Annotated in this window: 18 protein-coding genes; 7 read left to right on the forward strand and 11 right to left on the reverse strand. The window is 40.2% G+C overall.

Annotated features, from left to right (window positions below; all coding sequences use genetic code 11):
- Positions 1-51: 51 nt before the first annotated feature.
- Together lon and SAE01_RS05485 are read left to right on the forward strand one after the other, a co-directional pair.
- The gene (lon, locus tag SAE01_RS05480; RefSeq protein ID WP_147202648.1) at positions 52-2,457 is read left to right on the forward strand and encodes an endopeptidase La; all 2,406 of its coding nucleotides are present in this window, start codon (positions 52-54) and stop codon (positions 2,455-2,457) included.
- A gap of 165 nt (positions 2,458-2,622) precedes the next feature.
- Positions 2,623-3,105: a YkgJ family cysteine cluster protein gene (locus tag SAE01_RS05485; protein ID WP_147202649.1), complete on the forward strand. Its 483-nt coding sequence runs from the start codon at positions 2,623-2,625 to the stop codon at positions 3,103-3,105.
- On the opposite strand, the gene SAE01_RS05490 is transcribed toward SAE01_RS05485, so the two are convergent.
- Entirely contained in the window at positions 3,106-4,044 is a 939-nt protein-coding gene (locus tag SAE01_RS05490; RefSeq protein WP_147202650.1) for a bifunctional riboflavin kinase/FAD synthetase, read from the reverse strand. It lies immediately after the preceding gene.
- Positions 4,045-4,209: 165 nt separating this feature from the next.
- Here SAE01_RS05490 and SAE01_RS05495 point away from each other — a divergent pair, with 165 nt between their 5' ends.
- Positions 4,210-5,379: an AIR synthase-related protein gene (locus SAE01_RS05495; RefSeq protein ID WP_147202651.1), complete on the forward strand. Its 1,170-nt coding sequence runs from the start codon at positions 4,210-4,212 to the stop codon at positions 5,377-5,379.
- Between the two features lie 254 nt (positions 5,380-5,633).
- Positions 5,634-6,326, forward strand: coding sequence for a cell division ATP-binding protein FtsE (locus SAE01_RS05500; RefSeq protein ID WP_147202652.1), 693 nt, complete (start codon positions 5,634-5,636; stop codon positions 6,324-6,326).
- A 69-nt stretch (positions 6,327-6,395) separates the two neighbouring features.
- Here the strand turns inward: SAE01_RS05500 and SAE01_RS05505 are convergent, their stop codons facing one another.
- The 6 genes from SAE01_RS05505 to SAE01_RS05530 all read right to left on the reverse strand — a co-directional run bounded on the left by SAE01_RS05505 (position 6,396) and on the right by SAE01_RS05530 (position 12,627).
- Positions 6,396-7,469 (reverse strand): LysM peptidoglycan-binding domain-containing protein, encoded by a 1,074-nt coding sequence (locus SAE01_RS05505; RefSeq protein ID WP_170234083.1) that lies wholly within the window; start codon positions 7,467-7,469, stop codon positions 6,396-6,398.
- 50 nt (positions 7,470-7,519) lie between these two features.
- Positions 7,520-8,887, reverse strand: a complete 1,368-nt coding sequence (locus tag SAE01_RS05510) for a methyltransferase RsmF C-terminal domain-like protein (protein ID WP_147202654.1) — start codon at positions 8,885-8,887, stop codon at positions 7,520-7,522.
- A gap of 81 nt (positions 8,888-8,968) precedes the next feature.
- Positions 8,969-9,766 (reverse strand): O-methyltransferase, encoded by a 798-nt coding sequence (locus SAE01_RS05515; RefSeq protein ID WP_147202655.1) that lies wholly within the window; start codon positions 9,764-9,766, stop codon positions 8,969-8,971.
- A gap of 73 nt (positions 9,767-9,839) precedes the next feature.
- Entirely contained in the window at positions 9,840-10,331 is a 492-nt protein-coding gene (locus SAE01_RS05520) for a dihydrofolate reductase (RefSeq protein ID WP_147202656.1), read from the reverse strand.
- A gap of 124 nt (positions 10,332-10,455) precedes the next feature.
- Positions 10,456-11,277 carry a thymidylate synthase gene (locus SAE01_RS05525; RefSeq protein ID WP_147202657.1) on the reverse strand — a complete coding sequence of 274 codons (822 nt, stop codon included), beginning with the start codon at positions 11,275-11,277 and terminating at the stop codon, positions 10,456-10,458.
- Between the two features lie 162 nt (positions 11,278-11,439).
- Positions 11,440-12,627 carry a proline dehydrogenase family protein gene (locus SAE01_RS05530; RefSeq protein WP_147202658.1) on the reverse strand — a complete coding sequence of 396 codons (1,188 nt, stop codon included), beginning with the start codon at positions 12,625-12,627 and terminating at the stop codon, positions 11,440-11,442.
- 340 nt (positions 12,628-12,967) lie between these two features.
- On the opposite strand from SAE01_RS05530, the gene SAE01_RS05535 reads away from it, so the two are divergent.
- Positions 12,968-13,483: an acyl-CoA thioesterase gene (locus SAE01_RS05535; protein WP_147202659.1), complete on the forward strand. Its 516-nt coding sequence runs from the start codon at positions 12,968-12,970 to the stop codon at positions 13,481-13,483.
- Between the two features lie 52 nt (positions 13,484-13,535).
- Here SAE01_RS05535 and SAE01_RS05540 read toward each other — a convergent pair whose 3' ends face one another.
- Positions 13,536-14,306: a lysophospholipid acyltransferase family protein gene (locus tag SAE01_RS05540; protein WP_147202660.1), complete on the reverse strand. Its 771-nt coding sequence runs from the start codon at positions 14,304-14,306 to the stop codon at positions 13,536-13,538.
- A gap of 130 nt (positions 14,307-14,436) precedes the next feature.
- Between SAE01_RS05540 and SAE01_RS05545 the strand changes: the two genes are divergently transcribed.
- Positions 14,437-15,159 (forward strand): SIMPL domain-containing protein, encoded by a 723-nt coding sequence (locus tag SAE01_RS05545; RefSeq protein WP_147202661.1) that lies wholly within the window; start codon positions 14,437-14,439, stop codon positions 15,157-15,159.
- 90 nt (positions 15,160-15,249) lie between these two features.
- Positions 15,250-15,906: a hexitol phosphatase HxpB gene (gene hxpB, locus SAE01_RS05550; RefSeq protein ID WP_147202662.1), complete on the forward strand. Its 657-nt coding sequence runs from the start codon at positions 15,250-15,252 to the stop codon at positions 15,904-15,906.
- Between the two features lie 103 nt (positions 15,907-16,009).
- Here hxpB and SAE01_RS05555 read toward each other — a convergent pair whose 3' ends face one another.
- The 3 genes from SAE01_RS05555 to fmt all read right to left on the reverse strand — a co-directional run bounded on the left by SAE01_RS05555 (position 16,010) and on the right by fmt (position 24,467).
- Positions 16,010-20,560 carry an SdrD B-like domain-containing protein gene (locus SAE01_RS05555; protein WP_147202663.1) on the reverse strand — a complete coding sequence of 1,517 codons (4,551 nt, stop codon included), beginning with the start codon at positions 20,558-20,560 and terminating at the stop codon, positions 16,010-16,012.
- A gap of 448 nt (positions 20,561-21,008) precedes the next feature.
- On the reverse strand, positions 21,009-23,207 hold the full coding sequence (locus SAE01_RS05560) for an SdrD B-like domain-containing protein (protein WP_147202664.1): 2,199 nt from the start codon (positions 23,205-23,207) through the stop codon (positions 21,009-21,011).
- Between the two features lie 288 nt (positions 23,208-23,495).
- Positions 23,496-24,467: a methionyl-tRNA formyltransferase gene (fmt, locus tag SAE01_RS05565; RefSeq protein WP_246113164.1), complete on the reverse strand. Its 972-nt coding sequence runs from the start codon at positions 24,465-24,467 to the stop codon at positions 23,496-23,498.
- Positions 24,468-24,483 lie beyond the last annotated feature (16 nt).

A 24,483-nucleotide genomic window follows, 5' to 3' on the forward strand; every position in this document is an offset into this window, starting at 1 on the left:
AATATTTTAAATGATGTTCGGTAGCGACAATTTGTCTACTAAAAATTAACTATGATTCAGAAGAATTACTTTTTACATCCTGAAGATGATACTGACTTTATTCCGATAATTCCTATAAATGAACACGAGAACGAAAGCGATAAAATAACTGATGTTCCTGATAATCTTCCCGTTCTTCCTTTACGAAACACCGTTCTTTTCCCTGGGGTAGTTTTGCCAATAACAGTTGGACGCGATAAAAGCATCAAAGCTGTAAATGACTCTTACAAAACAAACAAATTAATAGGGGTACTTGCACAAAAAGATAGTACGATAGAAGATCCGGAAGTAAAGGATTTGTGCCTGATTGGAACGATAGCCAAGATAGTGAAGTTGATAAAGATGCCGGATGGCGGAACGACTATTATCATCCAGGGCAAGAAGCGCTTTTTTCTGGAGGAGATAACAACAGAAGATCCCTACTTTAAAGCAAAAGTAAAGCTGCTTGATGAAGACGTTATACCGGTTGACGAAGACTTTGGAGCTTACGTAAGCAACATCAAAGATGTAGCGAGCCAGATAGTCTCCATGTCTCCGAACATTCCCACAGAAGCTTCCATCATTTTAAAGAATATAGAAAACCCTTCTTTTTTAATCAATTTCGTTAGTAGTAATCTGAATAGCGAGATTGGTGAAAAACAAAGGTTGCTTGAAACTGAAGATGTAAAAGCAAGAGCTGAAGAGCTGATGCAGATCTTACAAAAAGAACTACAATTTGCTGAGTTAAAAAATAAGGTTACCAATAAGACTCGAACTGAACTAGACAAGCAGCAGCGTGAATATTTTTTACAGCAACAGTTGAAAAGTATTAAAGAGGAGCTAGGTGGCGATTTAAACGATCGGGAACTTGCTGAAATGCGCAAGAAAGGTGAGGGCAAGAAATGGCCGCAAGCTGCTAAGAACCTTTTTAAGAGCAGTATCGAAAAGTTGGAAAGAATGCATCCCAGCACTCCTGATTATTCCGTTGTCTACAATCATCTCGATCTTCTGCTTGATCTTCCATGGGAAGAATATACCAAAGACAGTTATGACCTGAAGAAAGCTAAACAGGTACTTGATAACGACCATTATGGAATGACCAAAATCAAAGAAAGGATTTTGGAATATTTGGCTGTGCTCAAGTTAAAGGGGGATATGAAAAGCCCGATACTTTGTTTTATCGGCCCTCCAGGTATTGGTAAAACCTCTCTTGGTCGCAGCATTGCAAATGCAGTTGAAAGAAAATATGTCCGTCTCAGCCTTGGTGGCCTTCATGATGAAAGTGAATTAAGGGGACACAGGAAAACGTACATAGGCGCAATGCCTGGTAGAATCATTCAAAGTATCCGAAAGGTAAAAAGTAGCAATCCGGTTATTATTCTTGATGAAATTGATAAAGTTGGAAGTGATCAGCGCGGCGATCCAAGCAGTGCATTGTTAGAAATTTTAGATCCTGAACAGAACAATACATTCTACGACAACTACCTGGAACTGGAATATGATTTAAGCAAAGTGCTATTCATAGCTACTGCTAATAACATCAATCAAATTCAACCTGCGCTAAGAGATAGATTAGAAATAATTGATTTAAGTGGTTATGCAATTGAAGAAAAAGTGCAGATCGCTAAAGTGCATTTATTACCAAAGCAGTTCGAGGCTCATGGCTTAAAAAACGGAAGCTTTAAAATAGGAGACAAAGTTTTAGAAAAAATCATTGAAACCTATACCCGTGAAAGTGGCGTTCGTGAGCTGGATAGGCAGATAGCATCTATCATGCGTTACCAGGCCAAAGAGATGGCTGTCAAGGGCAAGGTGAAAGCAACGCTTACCATTCAGGATGTAGAGAAGATTTTGGGCTCAGCAAAATATAGCAATGAAATCTATAAAACTATCAACCTTCCCGGCGTAGCCGTGGGTCTTGCATGGACGTATGTTGGCGGCGACATTTTGTTTATTGAAACCATTTTAAGCGATGGCAAACCTAACCTTACACTTACGGGCAACCTCGGCAACGTGATGAAAGAAAGCGCATCCACTGCATTGAGCTACCTGCAGGCAAACGCTAAGAAATTTAATATCGACCCCGAACTTTTTCAGAAGAAAACTATTCATGTGCACGTGCCGGAGGGAGCTGTTCCAAAGGATGGGCCTAGCGCGGGCATAACCATGTTTACGTCGTTAGCAAGTGCCTTCTCGGGCAGGAAAGTAAAGCCTTTCTTAGCTATGACGGGCGAGATAACGCTCAGGGGACAAGTCCTTCCGGTAGGAGGTATCAAGGAGAAAGTCTTAGCAGCCAAACGCTCAGGATTGAAAGAAATTATTTTGTGTTGGCAGAATGAAAAAGATGTAAACGAAATCGATGCGGAATTTATAAAAGGCGTGAACTTTCACTACGTGAAAAATATGCAGCAGGTGCTTGACCTTGCCCTAACCCAATAAAATTTGACCATTGGATATTGAGCATCGGTATTAACTATTGAGTTGTTACTATGATGTTCAATATTCAATACTTAAATTCCCTCTAATGCTACTCTTAGAAGATTAACGATTACTCCTGTAAACCTTCTATTCAATCAATTTACCTTTGGCCGTCTAATTTTTAAAATGGCCGCTAATATTACCGAAAGTTGGGAAAAGCAATCCGCTGATCATCAGAAGCAGTACAAGCAATTTTTGCAAAGGGCCGATAAAAACAAGGTTTTAAAAAGGCTGCCGGACCTGAACGAAGAAGCGTTTGAGAAAATTGATTGCTTGCAGTGCGGCAACTGTTGCAAGGGCTATTCGCCCAGGTTTAAAACCACTGACATAAAGAGAATAAGTAAGCGCCTTAAAATGAAAGAAGGCGACTTTATAAACACTTATTTAAACCTGGACGGTGATGGAGACTACGTTGCTAAAACTGCGCCTTGCCCTTTTCTAGGTGTAGATAATTATTGTAGTATCTATGAAGACCGGCCCAGTGACTGCTCAAGGTTTCCCTATACCGACGAAGACGTGTTACTAAAAAGGCAGCAGTTGACCCTTAAGAATTCTACCTTTTGCCCGATTGTTCATTTTGTTCTTGAGAAGCTGATTGCCGAGAAATAACTAAGCCGACAATTTTTGTTGCGCCTCGATTTTATCTTTTGCGAGTTGATTTTTCAATTCGTCTAATCCTGCAAACTTCACTTCCCCTCTAAGATATGCGCAGACAGAGACGCGCATTTTCTGTCCGTAGACATCTTGGTCGAAGTCGAATATATTTATTTCAATAGTTCTTGTTGATCCGTCCACAGTGGGCCTCACCCCAATGTTCATCATTCCTCCATGTATAGTGGTCGTGCCTTCAATTTTTAATTTTACCGCATAAACACCATTTCCCGGTACTAACTTTTCCTCCTCTTCAATAGCCAGGTTAGCAGTAGGGTAGCCGATTGTTCTTCCCAGTTTATTTCCTACAACCACTTTCCCCTCAAAGAAATACTGATATCCCAGAAAATTATTGGCCGTATTTACATCGCTTTTAAATAAGGCCTCGCGAATTTTAGTTGAGCTAATAATTATTTCATTTAACACGTGTTCAGGAATTTCCTTCACCTCGTAACCGAACCTTTCCCCTAATTTTTCAAGCAAATGATAATCGCCTGACCTGTTCTTCCCGAACTTATGATCGTAGCCAATAATAATGATTTGAGGCGCAAATTTCTTTACAAGAAAATTGGTAACATATTCCTCCGCTGTTTGATTTGCAAAGGCATCATCAAAAGCGACAACAACCAAATGATCAATTCCTAATTTATCTAATAGCTCAATTTTTTCCGGTAGCGTGTTCAGTATTTTAACGTCAGTCTTTCCTTGTGCTACTACTTTGCGTGGATGGGGGTGGAAAGTAATGATAACAGTTTCTCCGTTGTTGGAGGCCGCGTGTTGTTTAAGCAGTTTTATTATTTGCTGGTGACCTAAGTGAACACCGTCGAAAGTGCCAATGGTAATAACAGCGTTTTTAAACTTCGGCAGTTTGTCTAAATCTCTGTGAACCTGTATCATAATTATCGCGCAAAGCTAAGAGAAAGTGACGAGTTACAGAGACTATGAGCCGACGCTAAACACCTCTTACCAGTTGACATTAGCGCATGTGCTAATAGAGAAGGGTAACCGGTAACTAAAGCTCTTCTCCCGTACATTTGCAGCCAACTAAATCGTTTTTGTCAAATGTCTTTATATTCTCAACGGGGGGTTTCTGCACAAAAAGAGGAAGTACACGCTGCTACAAAACATCTTGACCAGGGCTTGTTCCCAAACGCGTTTTGTAAGATTTATAAAGACTTTCTTGGAAACGATGAAAAGTGGGTGAACCTCATGCATGCCGATGGCGCGGGTACTAAGAGCATTTTGGCGTACTTGTACTGGAAAGAGACAGGAGACATCAGCGTGTGGAAAGGAATAGCACAGGATGCGGTTGTAATGAATATTGACGATTTGCTTTGCGTAGGTATTTATGACAATTTCCTGTTTTCATCAACAATTGATCGAAACAAACAACACATACCGGGGGAGGTCCTCCAAGTAATTATAAATGGTACACAACAAATTTTTGATTGGTTAAAAACATTCGGGATAAATATTCATTACCTGGGTGGAGAAACCGCTGATGTAGGAGACGTTGTTCGTACGATAGCCGTCAATGGAACGATGACGGCAAGATGGCCTAAAGCTAAACTTATAACAAACGACAAAATACAACCCGGCGATGTCATTGTAGGACTGGCAAGTTCAGGACAAGCTTCCTATGAAAGTGAATACAATAGCGGCATTGGTAGCAATGGTTTAACCAGCGCCCGCCACGATGTGCTCAATAAAAGTTACGCTAAAGATTATCCGCAGACGTACGAGCCGTATTTGAATGAGGACGTTGTTTACATAGGCAAGCACGGGCTAGAAGATGCAATCGATGTAGCCGGGGTAAAAACAAATATTGGAAAACTCATCCTTAGTCCTACCCGCACTTATGCACCGGTTCTCAAGCAGTTGTTAGAGGAGAAATTCGATGACATCCATGGCCTTGTGCATTGCAGTGGCGGAGGTCAGACAAAGTGTATGAAATATCTTCCCGGCAATATGAGGATTGTAAAAGACAACCTGTTTGAGCCGCCTGTTATCTTTAATATCATTCAGCAAGCGTCGAAGGCTACCTACAACGAAATGTACCAGGTTTTCAATATGGGCCATAGATTAGAAATCTTCACTCCACAAGACAAGGCTGGTGACATCATTTCAATAGCCACACAGTTTGGTATTGAGGCTAAAGTAATCGGCAGGGCAGAAGAGTCTGATAAAAAAGAGCTTGTGTTAAAGGGAAACTTTGGAGAACTTTTGTTTTAGCGATATGCTTTGTAGCCGGCACTAAAACTCCCTTCAACATCGTTGTGTCACACACTTGTACTTTCGATCTTTTTATCGGCTTTTTTCATAATTAGCTAATAGAACATTTGAATAAAAACGACAGCACATTTTGGAGCTTCCGCATTTTAATTTATAGGTAATCAACATTAACAGCTTTTTTCCCCACTGATAAATATTATTGTTAGGCAGTACTGCCTCGAAACAATATTTTTGTGACAACAACAATAATTTCAATGGCTGAATCTATAGTTTCATTATCTGACGTTAAAATCTTCCAGGGTGAAAATTTGATTTTACAGGATGTCAACATCAATGTAAATAAGGGTGAGTTTGTATACCTCGTAGGAAAAACCGGTACAGGTAAAAGTAGTTTGCTAAAAACGTTGTATGGTGACCTTCCTTTAAAAGAAGGAAATGGGATGGTAGCAGGTTATAATTTACGCCAAATGAACTGGAAAAAGGTTCCTTTTTTGCGTCGGTCTTTAGGCGTTGTCTTCCAGGACTTTCAGCTATTAACTGATCGGAACGTTCATGAAAATTTAAAGTTCGTGCTTAAAGCCACTGGCTGGAAGGACAATAAGTTGATGGAAGAAAAGATAAATGACGTTTTAGATAAAGTCGGTCTACGAAGCAAAGGATTTAAAATGCCGTTTGAAATGAGCGGAGGAGAACAGCAAAGAGTTGATATAGCCAGGGCGTTGTTGAATTCACCTAAACTTGTTCTAGCCGACGAACCTACAGGTAACCTCGACCCGGAAACAAGCGATGAAATTATGCAGCTTCTATTCCAGATCGCTAAAGATTTTAATACCTCAGTTATCATGGCAACCCACGACTATATCGTCATCAATCGTTATCCTGCCCGCATGCTGAAAACAGAAAGAGGACATGTGTACGATAGCGCTTCAGTAACTTCTACTTATTAAGCCTTTCTTTAAAATAAAAAAGCGGAATTGTCATCACAATTCCGCTTTTTTTCGATTCAGTATAAGAAATTATTGATAGTAGCTTATTTGCACAGGAAACTTAGGATCTATAATACCCAGATAAGACGCGGCTGAATTACTGATGCGCAACAAAAGACCATTGTTTTCTTTCATATCGGGCATGCTGCCTAACACTTTCGCATAAACAACCTTATTCTCGGTTGAGGCGATTTTTACGATTGTTCCGGGAGCTACATCATTCATCAAAACGTAATATTTTTTATCCTGCCACCCGCTGGTTGATTTAAATGTAGCTGCTTCACCACTTTTATTGCTTATTGATTTTTGCCCTGCTTCCGTGGTAAAAACATTTGCAAAGACACCTTCAATAGAACCGACACTACTTGTCGCCGAATAACTATATACTTCTGGTTTTTTGACATCCTCTGCTTTTGTTTGTGTCGCCTCTTTAACTGGCGCTTCTTTAGTTAGCGTATTTGCCAATGTTTCAGTTTGTTTAACCGGCTCCTGTTTTATAGCAGGTACGGGCTCCTTTTTTTCAGGCGCAGTAGTTTGTGCAGATGCCATAGACACTTCCTCTTTTTTCGGTTCAGGCACAACTTGCTTTACCTCTGCGACAGGTTCTTGCTTAACAACTGGCTGATTAACCGCAGGAGTAGCTGCAACTCTGGAAGCGCCTGAAGATGACGACATTTTTAAGTGACCGACAACAAGTGGGGTACCAGGAGCAATATTATCGGAACTAAGGTTATTCCACTGTTTAATTGATTGCGCAGAAACATTAAGGTCAGCACCAATTTTAGAAAGTGTTTCGCTCTTTCCTACTATATGGGTCAACGGAACGTTTTCTCCAGAAGTTCCATTTAAGTCAAGGTTTTGGGCATTTAGAGGGATTTTTATCCGTTGTCCAATTGCAAGCCCTTTCTCCATTACAACGTTATTAAATGAAGCAATAGATTTTGCAGGTTGGTTGTATAGCCGGCCAATGCTATAAAAATTTTCTTTAGGAGCAACTGTATGAGTGATGTATAAATTTGGAGCACTTCCTTCGACTGTCAGGTTTTGACTTTGTGCAGCCAACGTCAAACAAACAAAGGAAAAAATGACAATGATTTTTTTCATAATAAATGGGTTTTCAGAGTAAGAAATAGCCATTAAAGTGACGGCCAAAGTTAAGCTTTTAAAATTCTCCAGTTAGGAGGGTAGTAGTTATTAACACGGTTGGGCAAAACTTTCATCCAGCCTAAATTAATATCCCCAAAGCGGCAAATGGTCCATCCTTTTTTCTCATTTTCAAAGACTAAATCCTGTCTTCGTAAGTACTTCAGCGCATCCTCTTTTGCCAAATTAACAGCAGGAATATCATTAGACAATAAATGAGATAAAGCAAGTTCGTGATGGGGTATAAGGTCTTTTCCTTTTACCGTTCCAATTGCTACTCCCGATTTTCTCACGTTTAAAGTGTTGGAGATTGTTGCAATTTCTTCTTCCCATTTTTTTAAAGAAGCTATTACAATCTCTTTCTGATCGCTGATTAGGTAATCATCGAAATTCTTGAGAAAAGGCTTAACTATCGATTGAATTTGTTTCGGTGCAACTGCTACCTTATTATGATAACCATAGAAATTATCTACCGGATTTGTTTGCCTAAAACATGCAATGAAAAAACCCTCTCCCTGCACCTTGTCGGGATAAAAACGATAACCTGTCGCAGCATTCTTTTTAGAGATAGTTTCTACAATGGCCCATGAGGGATCTATGTTAATCTTCACGGGTTGCAGCTGAAATTGGTTAATTATCCAGTCGCATATTTCCTCATCTTCCTGCATACTGTAACTGCAGGTGCTATAAATTAAAAATCCACCTTCCTTTAGTGAACCTATCGTATCTGTAAGAATGCGTTGCTGTCTCAGGCTACACATCTCTACATTGGCTTCGCTCCATTCGTTTATTGCGGCTACGTCTTTTCTAAACAACCCACTGCCACTGCAAGGTGCATCAACCACCATCAAATCAAAATAGCCGGGAAGTTTCTTAAAATCTTTGGGGTCGTTATTAGTAACAATCACATGATCGCTGCCCCACTTACTGATGTTTTCTGAAAGCATTCCAACCCGCGTTTTTATCACCTCGTTAGAGACAATGAAGCTTCCAGGTAAAGCCGCAGCTAGCAAAGTACTCTTGCCGCCGGGCGCGGCGCAAAGATCTAAAACTCGTTTAGGCGGAGCTTGGTTTCTGTAAATCTCTTTTACAATATGGTCAACAAACATGCTGCTTGCTTCCTGCGCGTAATATGCACCGCCATGAAAAACAGGGTCTAAAGTAAATGAAGGCCTTGCCGATAAATACCTTCCGCTTCCGCACCATGGGACAGTGTTTGCGACAGGTAAATCATTTGTAGCAGGCGTCGGTTTTAACGGGTTTAAGCGTATTGATGTAACCTGTTCCGTGTTCTCATGAACATCAGTAAACTTGTCCTTTTCGAAACCGGGCAAGCCGGCAAGAGAGTCAATAAAACTTTGTGGTAAGACCTGTTGCAAAACTTTACTTATGTTTTAGATGATGCAAATATCAGGCTTATGCGAGATTGAATAGGAAGAGTATTTTTTATAACCAAGGTTCTAAAACCTGATACTAAAGTGCTGTGCAACCTTCTGTTCTTTTCGGAAAAAAACCAATCCTATAAAAAAAAGGTCGATTGTAAGCGTTACCGAAGGATGATTTTTTATATGACTCCACGCAGCTTCCATTCCCTCGCTCCAATGAATATCATCAAAGACGAACACGGAGCTCTCCGATGCTTTTGACAGTAATTGTTCAAAATATTCAATCGTTGGTTCTTTCCGATGGTTACCATCAATAAATAAAATATCGACTTTATCAATTTTGGTAAGAAAAGGCTTCAAAGTATCATCGAAGCTACCTTCTATCAATTCTATATTTTCTAATGAAAGTTGTGTGAAGTTTTGCTTTGCTACTTCAGCAACTTGCCTGGCGCCTTCAAAGGTGTACACCTTGCCTTTCAAATTTCCGGAAGCAAGATAGCTCGTGGTTATACCGAGCGAGGTTCCTAATTCAACAATTGTATTCGCCTTATAATAGTCAACCATTCTAAACATCAACTGCCCATATTTTTTTGGTTTTAAAGCTGAACGGGCGATGCTGCTAATTCTTCTTTGTTTACTTTTTGTTATTGCAGAACCAGCGCCAAAATCTTCTATTGTAAGAACTCTTTTATCTGCCAGTAGTTGGTGCCTTAGTTCCTCTAATTCCTGGTAGGCATAAAATGTACGGCGGTCATTTAAGACATTGGTTATAAAATCAAAAACAAATGGTGAATGAACGCCGTGGCCTTTGCCATTGGAAGCAGTGAGATAATAAGAGAGGTACTTTGAAGCGAGTTTAACGGCTGAGTACATAGTACCGTGAATTCGATTTGAGATTGATGTAGGGAAGAAAAAGGTTTGCAGTTAACTATTTGAAGGGAGCTTTTTAGTCTCTTTCCCAAACTTCAAATGAATAATCGAATTTGTGTTTTTCATCTGCAAAACAATCTCTTTTAGAAATCAATTTCCACTTTTTTTCTTCGATCTCAGGGAAATGAGCGTCGCCATCTAAAATTGTATGAATCCTGGTCATGTAAATCCTATCCGCTTTTTTGATTGCGTCTTTAAATATTTCACCTCCTCCAATTACAAAGACTTCTTTACTGTCGGCATCTTTAGCAACAAATAGTGCATCACTCAAATTGTTTACTACCACTGCGCCTTCGGGTTTCCAGTTGGTCTGCCTGGTGATGACAATGTTTGTTCTTCCGGCTAAAGGCTCAGTCATTGACTGAAAAGTTTTTCTTCCCATAATAACCGGCATACCCCACGTGGTATTTTTGAAATACTTCATATCGTTTGGTAAACGCCATGGCAGATCATTGTTTTTTCCAATCACGTTATTTGTTGTGGCGGCTACTATTAGGGAGAGCGACATGATGTTGTTTTTGCTTCACGCCGTTAGCTACCGGCTGCAAGCTTTTAATGATTAATTGTTTATTTCCTGTTTTACCCAAAACTCTTTTACCTGTATAATTTTTGCTCAATAAAACCTTAAACTCTTACACTGCTACCGCAGCCTTAATATGGGGATGGTATTCGTAATTTTCTAAGGAAAAATCTTCAAAACTAAAACTGAAAATATCCTTTACATTAGGATTAATTTTCATCATAGGCAAAGCATAGGGCGTTCTACTAAGCTGCAACTTCACTTGCTCAAGATGATTGGTGTAAATATGAACATCTCCGAAAGTATGGATGAAATCTCCATAGTCGAGATCACAAACATTGGCAATCATCATGGTCAATAAAGCGTAGGAGGCAATATTAAAAGGAACGCCTAAAAAAACGTCCGCACTTCTCTGGTATAGCTGACAAGAAAGTTTACCTCTTGTTTCTCCTTTTTCGGCGTTTGCAGGGGCAACATAAAACTGGAAAAGTGCGTGACATGGCATGAGCGCCATCTCGGACAGTTCTCCAACATTCCAGGCGCTTACGATCATTCTGCGGCTGTCAGGATTGTTTTTAATTTGGTTAATTACCTCTGAAATTTGATCAATTACTTTGCCGTCTGCACCTTCCCAACTTCTCCATTGTTTACCATAGACCGGGCCCAGTTCTCCATCTTCATTCGCCCACTCATTCCATATTCTTACTCCGTTATCATTGAGGTATCTAATATTTGTGTCACCGTTTAAAAACCAAAGCAACTCGTACACAATACTTTTTAAGTGAAGTTTTTTCGTCGTCACCATGGGAAAGCCTTCAGAAAGATTGAAGCGTATCTGGTAGCCAAATACACTAATCGTTCCTGTGCCAGTCCTGTCGGTTTTTGTTACGCCGTTATCTAATATGTGTTGAAGAAGTTGATGATACTGCTGCATGGCCGCAAATTACGCATAAGCGGCTGTAACCGTAAAGGCCATAGTGTGTAATGGGGAGAAATCTAAAATCAATTGTGGAAAAAGCTAAATAGTAATGGATAGATGAACGGACTGCGACGCAACAATGAGTAACCAGGGATCAAATGCCGGGAACAAAACAACTTACTTTTGCTTTCTTCGCTTCAATTCTTTTTTTATTAAAGCGAGTTCTCTGCCTGTTTGTCCACTAACACTGCTATTTTCTTGAGCCCGACGCATGAGGTAGGGGATCACATCGGTAATGGGGCCAAAGGGTAAATATTTGCTTACAGACAAACCTGCCTTTGCAAGGTTGAAAGTAATGTGATCGCTCATGCCATACAACTGCGAGAAATGAATGTACGGATGATTGAATGGTATCCCTTTTTCCTCCATTAGTTGTACGGCAGTTAAGTTGCTTTTCTCGTTGTGGGTTGCCACTATACATGCAACGTTGTCGACGTTAGAAATACAGAATTCTACTGCAGCGTCGTAATCATTGTCGGTACTTTGCTTATCGGGTTGAATAGGTGATTGCACACCTTTTGATGCTGCGCGTGATCTTTCCTTTTCCATGTAAGCGCCGCGTACCAGTTTAACTGCAAGTTTGAATTTCTTTTGTTGCGCTATGCGGTAAGAGAGCTTTAAAAAGTCTAAACGGTCGTGTCGGTATAATTGAATCGTATTGTAAACAATGGGTTTTTCTTTGTTGAAAATCTCCATCATTTCAATCGTTAACCGGTCAACCGGATCCTGGATCCAGCTTTCTTCGGCATCGACTAATACGCCTACATTTTTCTCCGCTGCAATACTACAAATACGAAACATCCTGTCTCTAACGCGTTGCCATTCATCTATCTCAGCTTCATTATCGTGTATCCCTGATCGCAAGCGGGGAGCTTCATGAAGTCTTTCAAGTAACTTGAAACGGGCAAAACCTGTAACCTTTATACTGATGTAAGGAATGTTATCACGGGTAGCGGCATAATTAATTACTCTAATAAATTCTTCTGTTGCATGCTCAAAACTGGCTTCTCCCTGTTTGCCTTCTACACCGTAATCAAGAATAACATTTACACCATATTTTTTCAGCACATCACCAACAACGCCTGTTTCTTCAAGCGTTTCACCACCTACAAATTGCTTAAAGATTGTTTTGCGTATCCATCCTCTTACAGGCAAGCCTGTTTTCATTGCAAATGGAGTGAGCCTTACACCTGCATTTACTACCCATTGAAAACCCATTGACGAAAAAAGAAAACGAGCCATCTTCAGCTCCTTGTCTGTTTTGTAGGCAAATGCATTTTCACTATTGTCAAATGAGATATTCATAGAATTACACCAAATTTCGCAACGAATATCGGTAGAGCTTGCAGAAGTAAAAAATTATGGAAGTATAAAGGGCTTTCGCTTTTACCAGTCAATTTTAATTCTTTATCTCTTCATCCGATAAGTTGCTTTCTTTTTGCGATATCAACGTGCGTCACTAATACTTTGTTGTATAAAGATCGATAGTTTTAATTGATTAATTTTTTGCATTTGTAAAATCATCCTTTAAAGGTTTCAAAGTACAAGGAGGGGCAGTTATTGTTTTACTTAAGTTACTTTTCCGACGAATGTTGTTTTTTGCCGGTTTGAAAGATTGCAGTTTACCTTCGCAAAAATTTTTTTAATGGAAGGACGGAAAGCGAGTGAAAGTTTTATCATCATGAATGAACTGGTGTTGCCGAACGACACCAATACTTTCGGAAACCTGATGGGGGGAAGACTTATGTATTGGATGGATATTGCTGCGAGCATGGCTGCTGCGAGACACTGTAACTTTCCTTGCATGACAGCAAGCGTAGATAACCTTAGTTTTAAAAATGCTATAAAGCTTGGAAATGTAGTTCATATTGAAGCTAAGATTACCAGGGCTTTTAATACATCAATGGAGATCCATTTAAAAGTATGGGGCGAAGATATGTTGCACCAATACCGGTATGAAAGCAACGAAGCCTACTTTACGTTTGTGGCTCTCGATCCGACAGGAAAGCCAAGATCGGTACCTCCGGTGATTACAGAAACAGAACAGGAAAAACAACTGTTTGATGGTGCGTTGAGAAGAAGACAGCTTAGATTAATTCTCGGTGGAAAAATGAAACCAGATGATGCTAATGAACTGAAAGCTTTATTTATAAAAGAGTAGTATTTACGTTATTTGTGGAATTTGTAATTGTGCTCTTAAAAGCTTCAAACTATCATTTATCTGCCGCAGTAATCGCGTGGTGCTTTCCCTTTAACATAAACCTTTTGCTTTGTTCGATTGCATCCATTACCTGCTCTAAAATTGCGTCAACAGGTTTGTCATAATCTATTACCAAAGGTTCCTTGAACCGAACCGATAACAGTGATCCTTTCTTTTTAAAAGCAAGTCCTTTTTTATTAAAAGCCCTCCAAAAACCGTTGATGACGACAGGAACAACTATAGGTTTGTGGTTTTTGATAATGTAAGCAGTACCTTTTCTTGCAGGGGCAAAAGGCTTTGTTGTTCCCTGGGGAAAAGTAATTACCCAACTATCGGCAAGGGCCCTTTGTATTTTTCGTGTGTCAGAAGGGTCGAGGCCGCGGCGAACCTCTTTGCCCTCCGCGCGCCATGTCCGTTTTACTGTAAGCGCCCCACCCAACGCAAAAAAGCGACTTATCCAACTACCTTTCATTGTTTCCTCGGCGGCCACATAATAAACATTGGTGAAGGGATTTAGCAAATACACCGGAAAGCCAAGCTTGTTATGTCTACGCCACTTTACGGCACAAAAAATATGGAGAAAAGTAATTACATCTGCGAAATAGGTCTGATGATTACTTACAAAAAGAACGTTGCCTTTAGGAAGGTTTTCAATATGTTCTGTTCCTTCGATTTTCAGCTTATTTATCATTGCCAGCATTGGGTACGATACTACACCTACCATTGCGTACAACACTGATCTAAATAGCCTTATATTTTTAAATTTATCAACGACTGAACTCATTATAGTTATTTAGCCAAGCAATTAGAGCGAGTGCAAAATAAGGAATGTAAATGCAATGTTAAGACCAGAGTAAATTAATTTTTATTTTGTGTAATCGTTGAAAATATTACTCCTTTAAAAAAATAAAACTATGAAAAGAATATTTAGTTGTTTGATCGCTGTGTTTAGTTTGATAAGTATTAATGCCATAAGCCAGGAACCAATAAAGCAGAGAACGATCAACGTATCAGGAGTAGCTGAAATGGAAGTTGTTCCAGACGAAATTTACGTACAGGTAGATCTGCGCGAGTATGATAAAAAAGGTGGAGGCAAGGTGGACATAGATGCAATAAAAAATAACTTCCTTAAAGCAGCCTTAAGCATTGGAGTAAATGAAAGCGATATAAGTGTACAAGGCTACCAGGGTTGGGATGGCAACTTGTGGATTTATAGAAAGAACAAAAAAAAGAACCCTGACCTAAAAGCAAGCATCACATACCAGGTAAAATTAGCCACAACAAAAAAAATGGATGAACTGGTGCAAAAGCTCGACGACGAGGCCACACAGAATTTCTTTATCTCCCGAGTAAGCCACAGCAAATTGCAAGAGTTCAAAAAGCAATTAAAAGTGCAGGCTGTAAAAGCTGCAAGGGACAAGGCAATCTATCTAGCCGATGCCATCAATGAAAAGGCGGGTGAAGCCATTTCGATAAATGAACCTAATGAAATAAGCTCTTACCCCCAGCCGATGTATGCTAACAGGATGATGAAAGCAGAAGCGGCCAGTGCAGCGGATGGTGAGCAAGCACCGAATATTGATTTTAAAAAGATAAAGCTTCAATTTGAAGTCAATGCAACTTTTGCACTGAAATAATGTGTTAGTAACACCGCCTTAGCTTCTTTTAATTCCCCTAGAATTATTATAAGAATTGCTAATACTATCTTTGCCGGCTTAAAATACCCGATGAATTTAAATACAGTGATTTTTGATATGGATGGTTTGCTGATAGATAGCGAACCGTTGTGGACGCTTGCGGCGGCAGAAGTTTTCGAAACTTATGGAAAAAGGCTAACTCCCGCAGATTTTGCATCAACTACGGGTTTGCGTACAAGCGAATTCGTTGCATGGTGGTTGCGTGACTATAAATTCGATGATACTGAGCTTGAAAAGGTAGCCACAAGAATTGTGGAACTGGTAACGAGGAAGATCAGGCTGGAAGGGAAAGCTATGCCGGGCATGCAATACATTTTCGACTTCTTTCAGAGCAGGGGATATAAGGTAGGTCTCGCAACGTCTTCGCCTATGAGTGTTGCGGATACTATTATCGATATGCTTGGAATCGAAAAATATTTGGGAGCAAAAACCTCTGCTGAGAAGCTCGAATATGGCAAGCCCCATCCGCAGGTGTATCTTGATTGTGCAAAGGCTTTACAATCTTCTCCACTTGAATGTATTTGTTTTGAGGACTCGGTCAACGGTATGATTGCTGCAAAAGCAGCTAGAATGAAATGTGTGGTTGTTCCTACCTACTCGCAGCAGAAAGATGAAAAGTGGAGTATCGCTGATCTAAAAATTTCTTCATTGAAAAACTTCAGTGAGTTACATATAAACCTTCTTTAAAAATATATCGGTAAATCATTGAAAGTAAAAGGCCCTCTTTTTGAGGGCCTTTTGATGTTCATAGGGATTATTAATTCAAGATCTCCAGTTAAGTAAACTAATACTAATTATGCCTGATGATCATTTTCTCTTTAAAACTTCCTTCGGCGGCAACAACATTTACAATGTAAAAACCAATGGGCGATTTAGTGAGATTGAAAGGTATTACCATTTGTTTGGCATCAACCAACACTGGCTTGCTTGCAACGTTTTTTCCGCTTGCATCTAAAATCCTGATGTCAACTTTTCCTGTAAAACCATTTAGTATGACATTGAAGTTGCCATTTGATGGATTAGGCGTTACACGAACTCTTTCACTTGGTAGTTCAACACTCACTGATGGTTTAGCTGCTTCGTTTACCACCTTAACTGATACTTTAGCTGAAGCAGTACAGCCAGCAGCGTCTTTCACAGTAACAACATATTCAGTTGAATTTTTAGGGCTAACGATGGCATTAGCGCGGTCATTTTCGCTTACAGACTCAGTGCCTTTCCATGTATACGTTACGTCGCCTGAACCACCTGTTGCTACAGCACGTAGAGTAGTAGCTTCTTCTCCGTTAGAACGGTTTAATGTTTCGTTAGACGCCTCTGCTGTTACTGACAGATTGTATTCTTTTATTTCAAACTGAGTTGACACTTCGCAACCTACAGCGTCTTTTACAATTGTTGTATAAAGGCCGGGGGCAGCTTTTTTAAGGTTACTGCCGGTTGAACCATTGCTCCAGTTATATGTGTAAGGTGCAACACCACCTGCAACTGTAAGGTTAATAGAACCGATTTTGATATCACAACCAGGTTGGGTAACGTTAGATGTTACTTCAAGCTTTGTTTCTGGTTCTTTTAGACTGATCTCGGTTTTCACCGCGCAACCTGCTGCATCTTTAATTGTAACAGTATATCTTCCCGCAGTCACATCACCTAAATCCTGAGTTGTAGCTCCATTGCTCCACAAGTAAGTATAGATCCCTTTCCCACCTGTAACCTCTAAGTCTATCAATCCTGTTTTAGAGTCTTTACAAAGAATGTTGTATCCGTTTGTTTCAGCACTTCTTACACTTGCTTCCAATTTTGCGGGGTATGCCAGGGTAACCTCGCCAGAAGTAACCTCGCAACCTGTCTCTTTATCTTTTACTGTCAGTGTATATTTTCCTTCACCCACGTTCATCAAATTAGCGCCGGTTGAACCATTGCTCCATGTATAAGAAAGCTTACTAGTATTACCTGTTACTGTCGCTAATATGCTTCCAGTTCTATTGTTAAAACAACCAGGGTTTTTAGGTTCAAGCGCAATTTTTAAGTTACAGCCAGGTTGAGCAGACGTGGAAGTTGATTGTTCTCCGGTAGTATTTGTGTTACGTGACGCGGCGGTTAACATAAATCCGGCATCAATATTAAGGTTACTTACATTCCCAGATAAAACGACTTCAACATAACCCTTTGCATCAATATCGCTGTCTATATTATTAGGACCTGCATGTATAGTTGTCGGAGACCAGTACTGCACGTACTCTTCTGTTGCAGGAAGTTTAAAAGTTAATTTGTACTTTCCTGGGCCTAAACGCTGGAAATCATAATATCCGTTCGTGTCTACAGAAGGGTGCTTCAAATCATCATAAGGCGCAGTTTGTGTTTCTATTTTACTTCCGTCAGGCAATTCAAGAGTAACAGAAGCTCCGTTAATCCCTTTCTCTCCAGCATCCTGAATACCATTACCATTATCATCCTTCCAAACAAAATTACCAATCCAGAGGTTACCACATAGAGCGAGGTCTAATGTAAGATTGTTATCTGCTCCGTCTCCATCGTAAGTCGGTTCGGTACCTGCTTTTAACGTAATTACATTAGAGTAAATCTCTTCACCCATTTCAGCAGTTACAGGTCGTACTGCATTGTTATCATTATCAACATTATTGTCAGGATCTAAAGTGGATGCTCTGAATAGACCATTTGAAAGATTTGGACTTCTTGAATAACCAGTTAATATGGTAATAGAGGTGTAATATTGACCTTCAGGTAAATTGCTGAATTCATAAAATCCCTTGTTATCAGTTTTAGTGGTAGCTACTTGCAAGCCGAAAGTTGGGTTGGTATTGATGTCACTATCTACTGCTACCCCATCTTTCACACGGTACAATTTTACATCTATACCTGGAATGCCATATTCTTTTTTATCCTTAACCCCGTTTCCGTTCCAGTCGTTCCATACGTAATTACCTATTGAGAGGTTATCTGCTTTTGTAATGCAAATGCCGTCGAGAGCTACAAAGAACAGTCCTTTTTGGGGATCTTGGATAGAGAAAGTAACTGATTTGGTGTTTGAGGGAACGATATAACTACCACAGATCTGCGTCCAATCAAAAGTTACGCGGCCTTCGCCAATTTGTACTCCATTTGCATACACCCCTAAAATGTAATTTGCTCCGTCTCCAAGGTTTTTTAACAGTGTTACGTTTGCACAAAAGTTATAAGTTGCTCCAGGCTTCACATCTATTGTGGTAAAATAAACCCTGTCAGTTTCTGTGTTGCTGGTATGAGCCGCAAGGAAAGAGTTACCTGAACGAGGTTGTATATTAAGATAACCTCCACCGCCAAGCTGACCCACATTTTGTACGATTTGATAAGAGCCATTTCTTGGTAAACCCTCGTATAAGTCTGAATTTTTTCCGGACACATTTTCAAAACCCTCAAAAGTCATTGCACCAGGACAACTGCCCGGAGGTGTGGTCGTTGTAGTTTTAGGTTTGAAACCTGCATCAATAGTAAAGTTACTTGCGCTTACAAGCGTTACTTTAACCGATCCGTTTACAGGGTCACTATCTTTTTCATCATTTGTTCCTGCGTTTGCGGGGCTTGAAGTATAATCAACCGGTGTAGTGAAAGTGATAGTATAAGTGCCTGGACCAAGATTTTTGAAATCATAGTAGCCATCGTATTTGGCGACGTCAGCATTGTGGCTTGGATTATAATTAAGGGTTTTAGTAGTAGCGGTGCGACCGTCCTGGAAAGTAATGGTAACAATAGCATCATTTATACCGCGTTCACCATCCTCCTGGATACCGTTGCCGTTTTTATCATTCCAAACGTAATCGCCAATAAAATAATTACCACACTGTGCAAGGTCAAAGGTAAGATTGCCGTTTGCGTCATCACCGTCGGTACTAGGTTCCTGTCCGGAAGTAAGAGTAATGGCATTGGTATACAAAACACCTTTACCTGCTTCGTTATCTCCGATAAGGTTCACTAAATTGTTATCCTCGTCTATATTGTTATCGGGGTCAGAACTTGTTGCCTGGGTTGAGGTATTAGGGCTTTGTGAAAATCCCAAAAGAACAGGCATAGAAGCTATGTACCTCCCCTCTGTAAGATTAGTAAAAAAGTATCTACCATTTGCATCAGAGGTAGTTGTTTTGATAGCTGCTCCATCAGGCTTATTATCACCGTTGTTATCTGGGTATAAACTGATAGTAGCGCCAGGGATGCCTGGCTCGTTAGCATCACGGTGACCATCCCCGTCAAAATCATTCCAAACCTGGTTGCCTAAAGTAAGGTTAGTTGCCACACGTTTTTTGCAAAATCCTGCATCAATACTGTTATTAGTTTGGGCAGATGTAAGGGTTACTGATACACTTCCGTTTATAGGGTCACTGTCTTTTTCTTCATTTTTCCCCTGGTTAGCAGGCGATGGACTAAAACCAGCAGGAGTAGAAAAGCTAATGGTATATGTTCCGGCAGCAAGACCAGTAAATTGGTATTTACCTGATGCATTTGTGGTTGTAGTTGTTGAGAAACCATTTGCCCCTGCAATAGCTACAATAACATTAGCCAGACCACTTTCATTTGCATCCTGAATACCATCTTGATTTATATCGTTCCAAACAAAATCACCGATAATTCCTTTGTTAGGTGATACGCAGCTTACAAGTGGTTCAGAGTCTTTACCTGTTTTGCTTGGGCTCGCATGTAATCCTGAAATTACTGGTATAACCGATCCTTCAAATGAAGATAGATTAGCAACTGTAACCTCGTACCACACGTCAAAGTCCCATCCCGCGTATTTAGAATTGGTTATGGCGTAACTACCATTAGCATTGGGAGAATTTACTGTAAGAATGTTATCATCATTTGAGTGCCAGTAGTTTTTGAAGTTTTCACTGATTGAAGTTTTTACTTTCAAAATTTCTCCTGCATTGCCTGCAAGCATTTCTCCGTCGTTAGAAGTAACGCCGGTAGTTCCATAATGATTAGGATATAAAGGATTATTACTGTTTAGACTAAAATAATCTATTTTAAATTCAAGCACTTTAGCTCCTGACCTACTTAACAAAGCCAATTGAAGCATGTCAGATGTAACAAGATGATTGAATTTGTGGTTGTCGCCAGGCCAGCCAACAACGCCAGTACCATAAGAGTTATCAACAAACGTTTTTGCTAGCGTTGTTCGGATAGTAACAGTTTTGTCTGCATTGTAAGTAACTGTTGAGTTTGCAAAAACAATCCCTGATTTGGTTGCGTCGGGACTTACAAAACAAAAATTAGTGGAGCTTTGGGCGAAGCCACTGATAAAACCCAGTTGCATTAATACCAAAAACAATAGCCTGGTAAAAATTTTCATAGTCTTGGAATTTTAAATAAAAAAAGATTTTCAGAAATAATTAGATCCGCAGGTTTATTAAAAACCGGTTTGCATTACGCAAAAATTTGGATAGGGGAGGATTAATTGCAGCTTGCCGTAGTAATGGCTTTAGCGCAACGGTAATATGATGAATGCAAGATTGAATAGGTTGCAAACAGCCCCTTTCTTTCAGATTTTATTTGCTATCCGTTTATTATTCGTGACCGTATCAAGTTTTATTTGAATGACTACATGTTTTTAAAATTTTTACTTTTTGATTTGTGCCGGCTTTCTAACTATGTACACCATTCTTACCTCGCATCATTCGTCAGCACATTCTTGTGTATCTGCGGGTTCAATTTTTCGAATCATTGACTTATAAGCAATTTATAAAACAAAGCTGCCCTCGTTTTTCAAGGGCAGCTTACTCTGATTTAAGGAGTTGATCTTATTTAACCAGTATCATTTGCTGGTTGTAAACGTGGTAGTTAAAAAGTAACTGAACGTTATATTTTCCTGCATTTAATTTTCCGAAATCGGTAAATGTGATCGTATTTGCTCCATTCCTCAACGTTATGTTTTTGGTTGTAATTAAGTGGCCCAGGCCATCTGTGATTCTTACAATGCCTGCCCCGGATGCTGTAGCATCTACCTTCACTGTTACGTAGTCACTCGTTGGGTTAGGGAAAACAGAGATTGAGGTAGTTCCGACAGCATCTGTATTTACCATGTTGCTAATCCTGGCGCCAGCCATCACTAAACCAAAGTCTAGAGAAAGATTGCTGTTGTTATCAGAGCCATCGTTGATTGGCTCGTCACCTGCTGAAAGAGTGATGAAGTTGCTTCTAACTTCGCCGCTTACGGTTCTTACACCATTGTTGTCATTATTCTTATTGTCATCAGCATTTGCGTTGTTAATTGTTCCAAGTGTATACGTGCTACCGGTAGTTACACCAACAATGTATTTGCCTGCAGCAAGGTTACTGAATAGATAAGTACCTTCTTCATCAGTCATAACAGTTGAGAGAGCGGCTCCATCAGGTACGTTATTACCATCATCATCTGCATACAATTTTACAGTCAATCCACTTATTCCTGGTTCGCTTAATTCTTTTATACCGTTGCCGTTTAAATCACTAAACACCAGATTTCCTACGCTGAGATTTATGCAGGTTGCAACAGGTGGCGGAGTAAACTTCGTAAATCCTGCATCAATGGTAAAGTCACTTTGATTGGCTTCAAGAGTAACTAACACAGGCGCTCCGTTTACAGGATCACTATCCTTTGCATCATTAGAGCCAGCATTAGCGGGGCTTGCATTAAATCCCGCAGGAGTAGCAAAGGTTATTTTATAAGTACCCGGGCCGAGATTAGGAAAGTTGTAATAACCGTCATAATGCGGAGCATTTGAGTTATTTGCAGCGTTGTAAGTTCCGGTGTTAGTGGTGGAAGTTATTCCGTCAGGGAAAGTGATAGTAACCTCTACTCCGTTTAAACCTGGTTCACTAGCCTCCTGAATACCATTTCCATTTAGATCGTTCCGAACAAAATCACCGATATAACCATTACCACATTCTGCAAGATCGAAAGTGAGGTTGCCGTTACCGTCATCGCCATCTGTTGTAGGCTCATCGCCTGCAGAAAGGGTGATAGCATTTGTGTACAATATTCCACCCGGACCATTTGGTCCAATCAACCTTACCAACTTGTTTACATCGTCAATATTCAAATCAGGAAACGGGCTGATCTCCTGGGTAGAAGAATTAGGGCTTTGCTGGTAACCCGGCAAAATAGGCATTGAAGCGATGTATCTGCCAGGAGCCAAGTCAGAAAAAAGATAGCGGCCCTGTGCATCAGATGTGGTAGTCTTAAAAGCAGCGCCATCGGGCAAGTTGTCTGAGTTGTTATCAGTATATAAACTGATAGCGGCACCGGCAATGGAAGGTTCGTTTAAATCCCTTTTGCCATCTCCGTCAAAGTCGTTCCATATCTGGTTGCCTAGTTTCAGGTTGGAAGTTGTAGCGCATGGGGTAGAAATCAATTTTATATCATCAATATATAAAGTGTTTTCAAAACTGCTACCGGGAAGATGACAGCCTATAAACCGATATCGGACAGAGGAGTTGAAAAACTCGCTGGGTACCTGAAGGCTCACATCACTCCATTGGTTGGTACCATAGGAGTTAATAAGTTCCGAGGCGGATTTCTTCATGATAGGCGTCCAGGTCGAACCATTATCCTTCGATAGAAGCACGAATAAATAGAAGTAAGTATTGGCCGGATTAACGTTTAGATTAAATATTTTAAAATTGAACGTGGCAGCTGTTGCGCATGGAAGGTTAACTATTGGACCTGTAGCCCTGTTAGTAGACTCGTCAGTAAGATTTGTAGTGGTGTTATTCTGCAATCGCAACGCAAAAGGACCGGAAAAGTGTTGCTTGTTATCGACCGCAATAACAGAACGCGCATCAGACGTATAGCCAATCCATTTTCCTATCGACTCATAAAAGCCGGTATTCATGGGCGTAGTATAAGTAGCATTAAACGCAGCTGGGAAAGTTTCAGTGCTAATAACAGTTTGTCCAAAAGAAGTAAGAAAAACAGGGGTAAGAAGAAGCAATAACACACCACGTGTAAAAATTTTCATTGGGTAATTTTTTAAAGATGTAGATAAAAGTGTAGCTCCAGGTAAAAAGAGCTTGCTTTTCAGGGGATGGATTATTAGAAACTGAACGGATTAAATAGAAATAACGCTCTTCTATTTTTGACGGTAGAATCAAAAGTGGAATAAACTTTTAACAAAACAAGAAACATCTCAAATAATAGTAAAAAGATTTGGGGAGTGCTGGCCGCAAGAGGAAATACTGTCGAAGTGAGTGACACAACGATGGCGCTATGAAATACGAAAGCTGGGCAAGAAAAATATTTCGTTTACTTACTTTTCAAAACGATACCCTCGCAAAAACTCTGCAATTCCTATTCTTTTTTTGCCCTCAAGCTGAACGTCCAGAGCGTGGATGTAACCGTCGACACAAGCAAACTTTAGAAAAGTCTTGCCGTCTGTTTCGTACTGGCCGGCAGTCATGTTAGTATTGACCTTTTCCTTGCCGCTTTGATAAATCTTCAAAATCTTTCCATTTAGGTGCGTGAGTGCGCCGGGGTAGGGGGACAAGCCTCTTACCAGGTTATACACCTCGTCACAGGTCTTATTCCAGTTAATCGTGCAAGTTTCCGTGTAAAGCTTTGGTGCATGTTTTAGTTCCCCGGTAAACTGCTCGAGCGCTTTTGATTGCGCCGTCTCCTGCAGCGAGCCGTCTTCAATTCCCTTCACTGTCTCTACCAGTAAATTTGCCCCGATTTCTTTCATTATATCGTGCAACTGGCCGGTGGTGTCATTCTCGCCTATCAGTATTTTTTCCTGCAACAAAAGATCTCCTGTATCAATCTCTTGCTGTAGTTTAAAAGTAGTTACGCCCGTTTGTTTTTCACCGTTGATAATGGCCCAATTAATGGGAGCGGCACCACGGTATTGCGGTAAAAGTGACGCATGAAGATTGATAGTGCCTAGAGGCGGCATTTTCCAAACAACTTCAGGTAGCATGCGAAAGGCAACCACAACCTGGAGGTCGGCGTTCAGGGCTTTTAATTCTGCAAGAAATTCCGGGTTCTTAAGTTTCAGTGGCTGAAGGATATGCAAACCTTTTTCAACTGCATATTTTTTTACCGCGCTTTCAGTCATTTTCATTCCTCTGCCTGCAGGTTTATCAGGTGCGGTGATTACTCCTACAATGTTAAATCCTGCTTCCACCAATGCATTTAGTGAGGCAACCGCAAACTCCGGTGTTCCCATAAAGACAATCTTTAAACCATTGCGTTCTGTTAGTGGAGAGGTATAATTTTCTGACATGCGTAAATGTAAAGAG

Source organism: Segetibacter aerophilus (genome assembly GCF_007991655.1).
GTDB lineage: Bacteria > Bacteroidota > Bacteroidia > Chitinophagales > Chitinophagaceae > Segetibacter > Segetibacter aerophilus.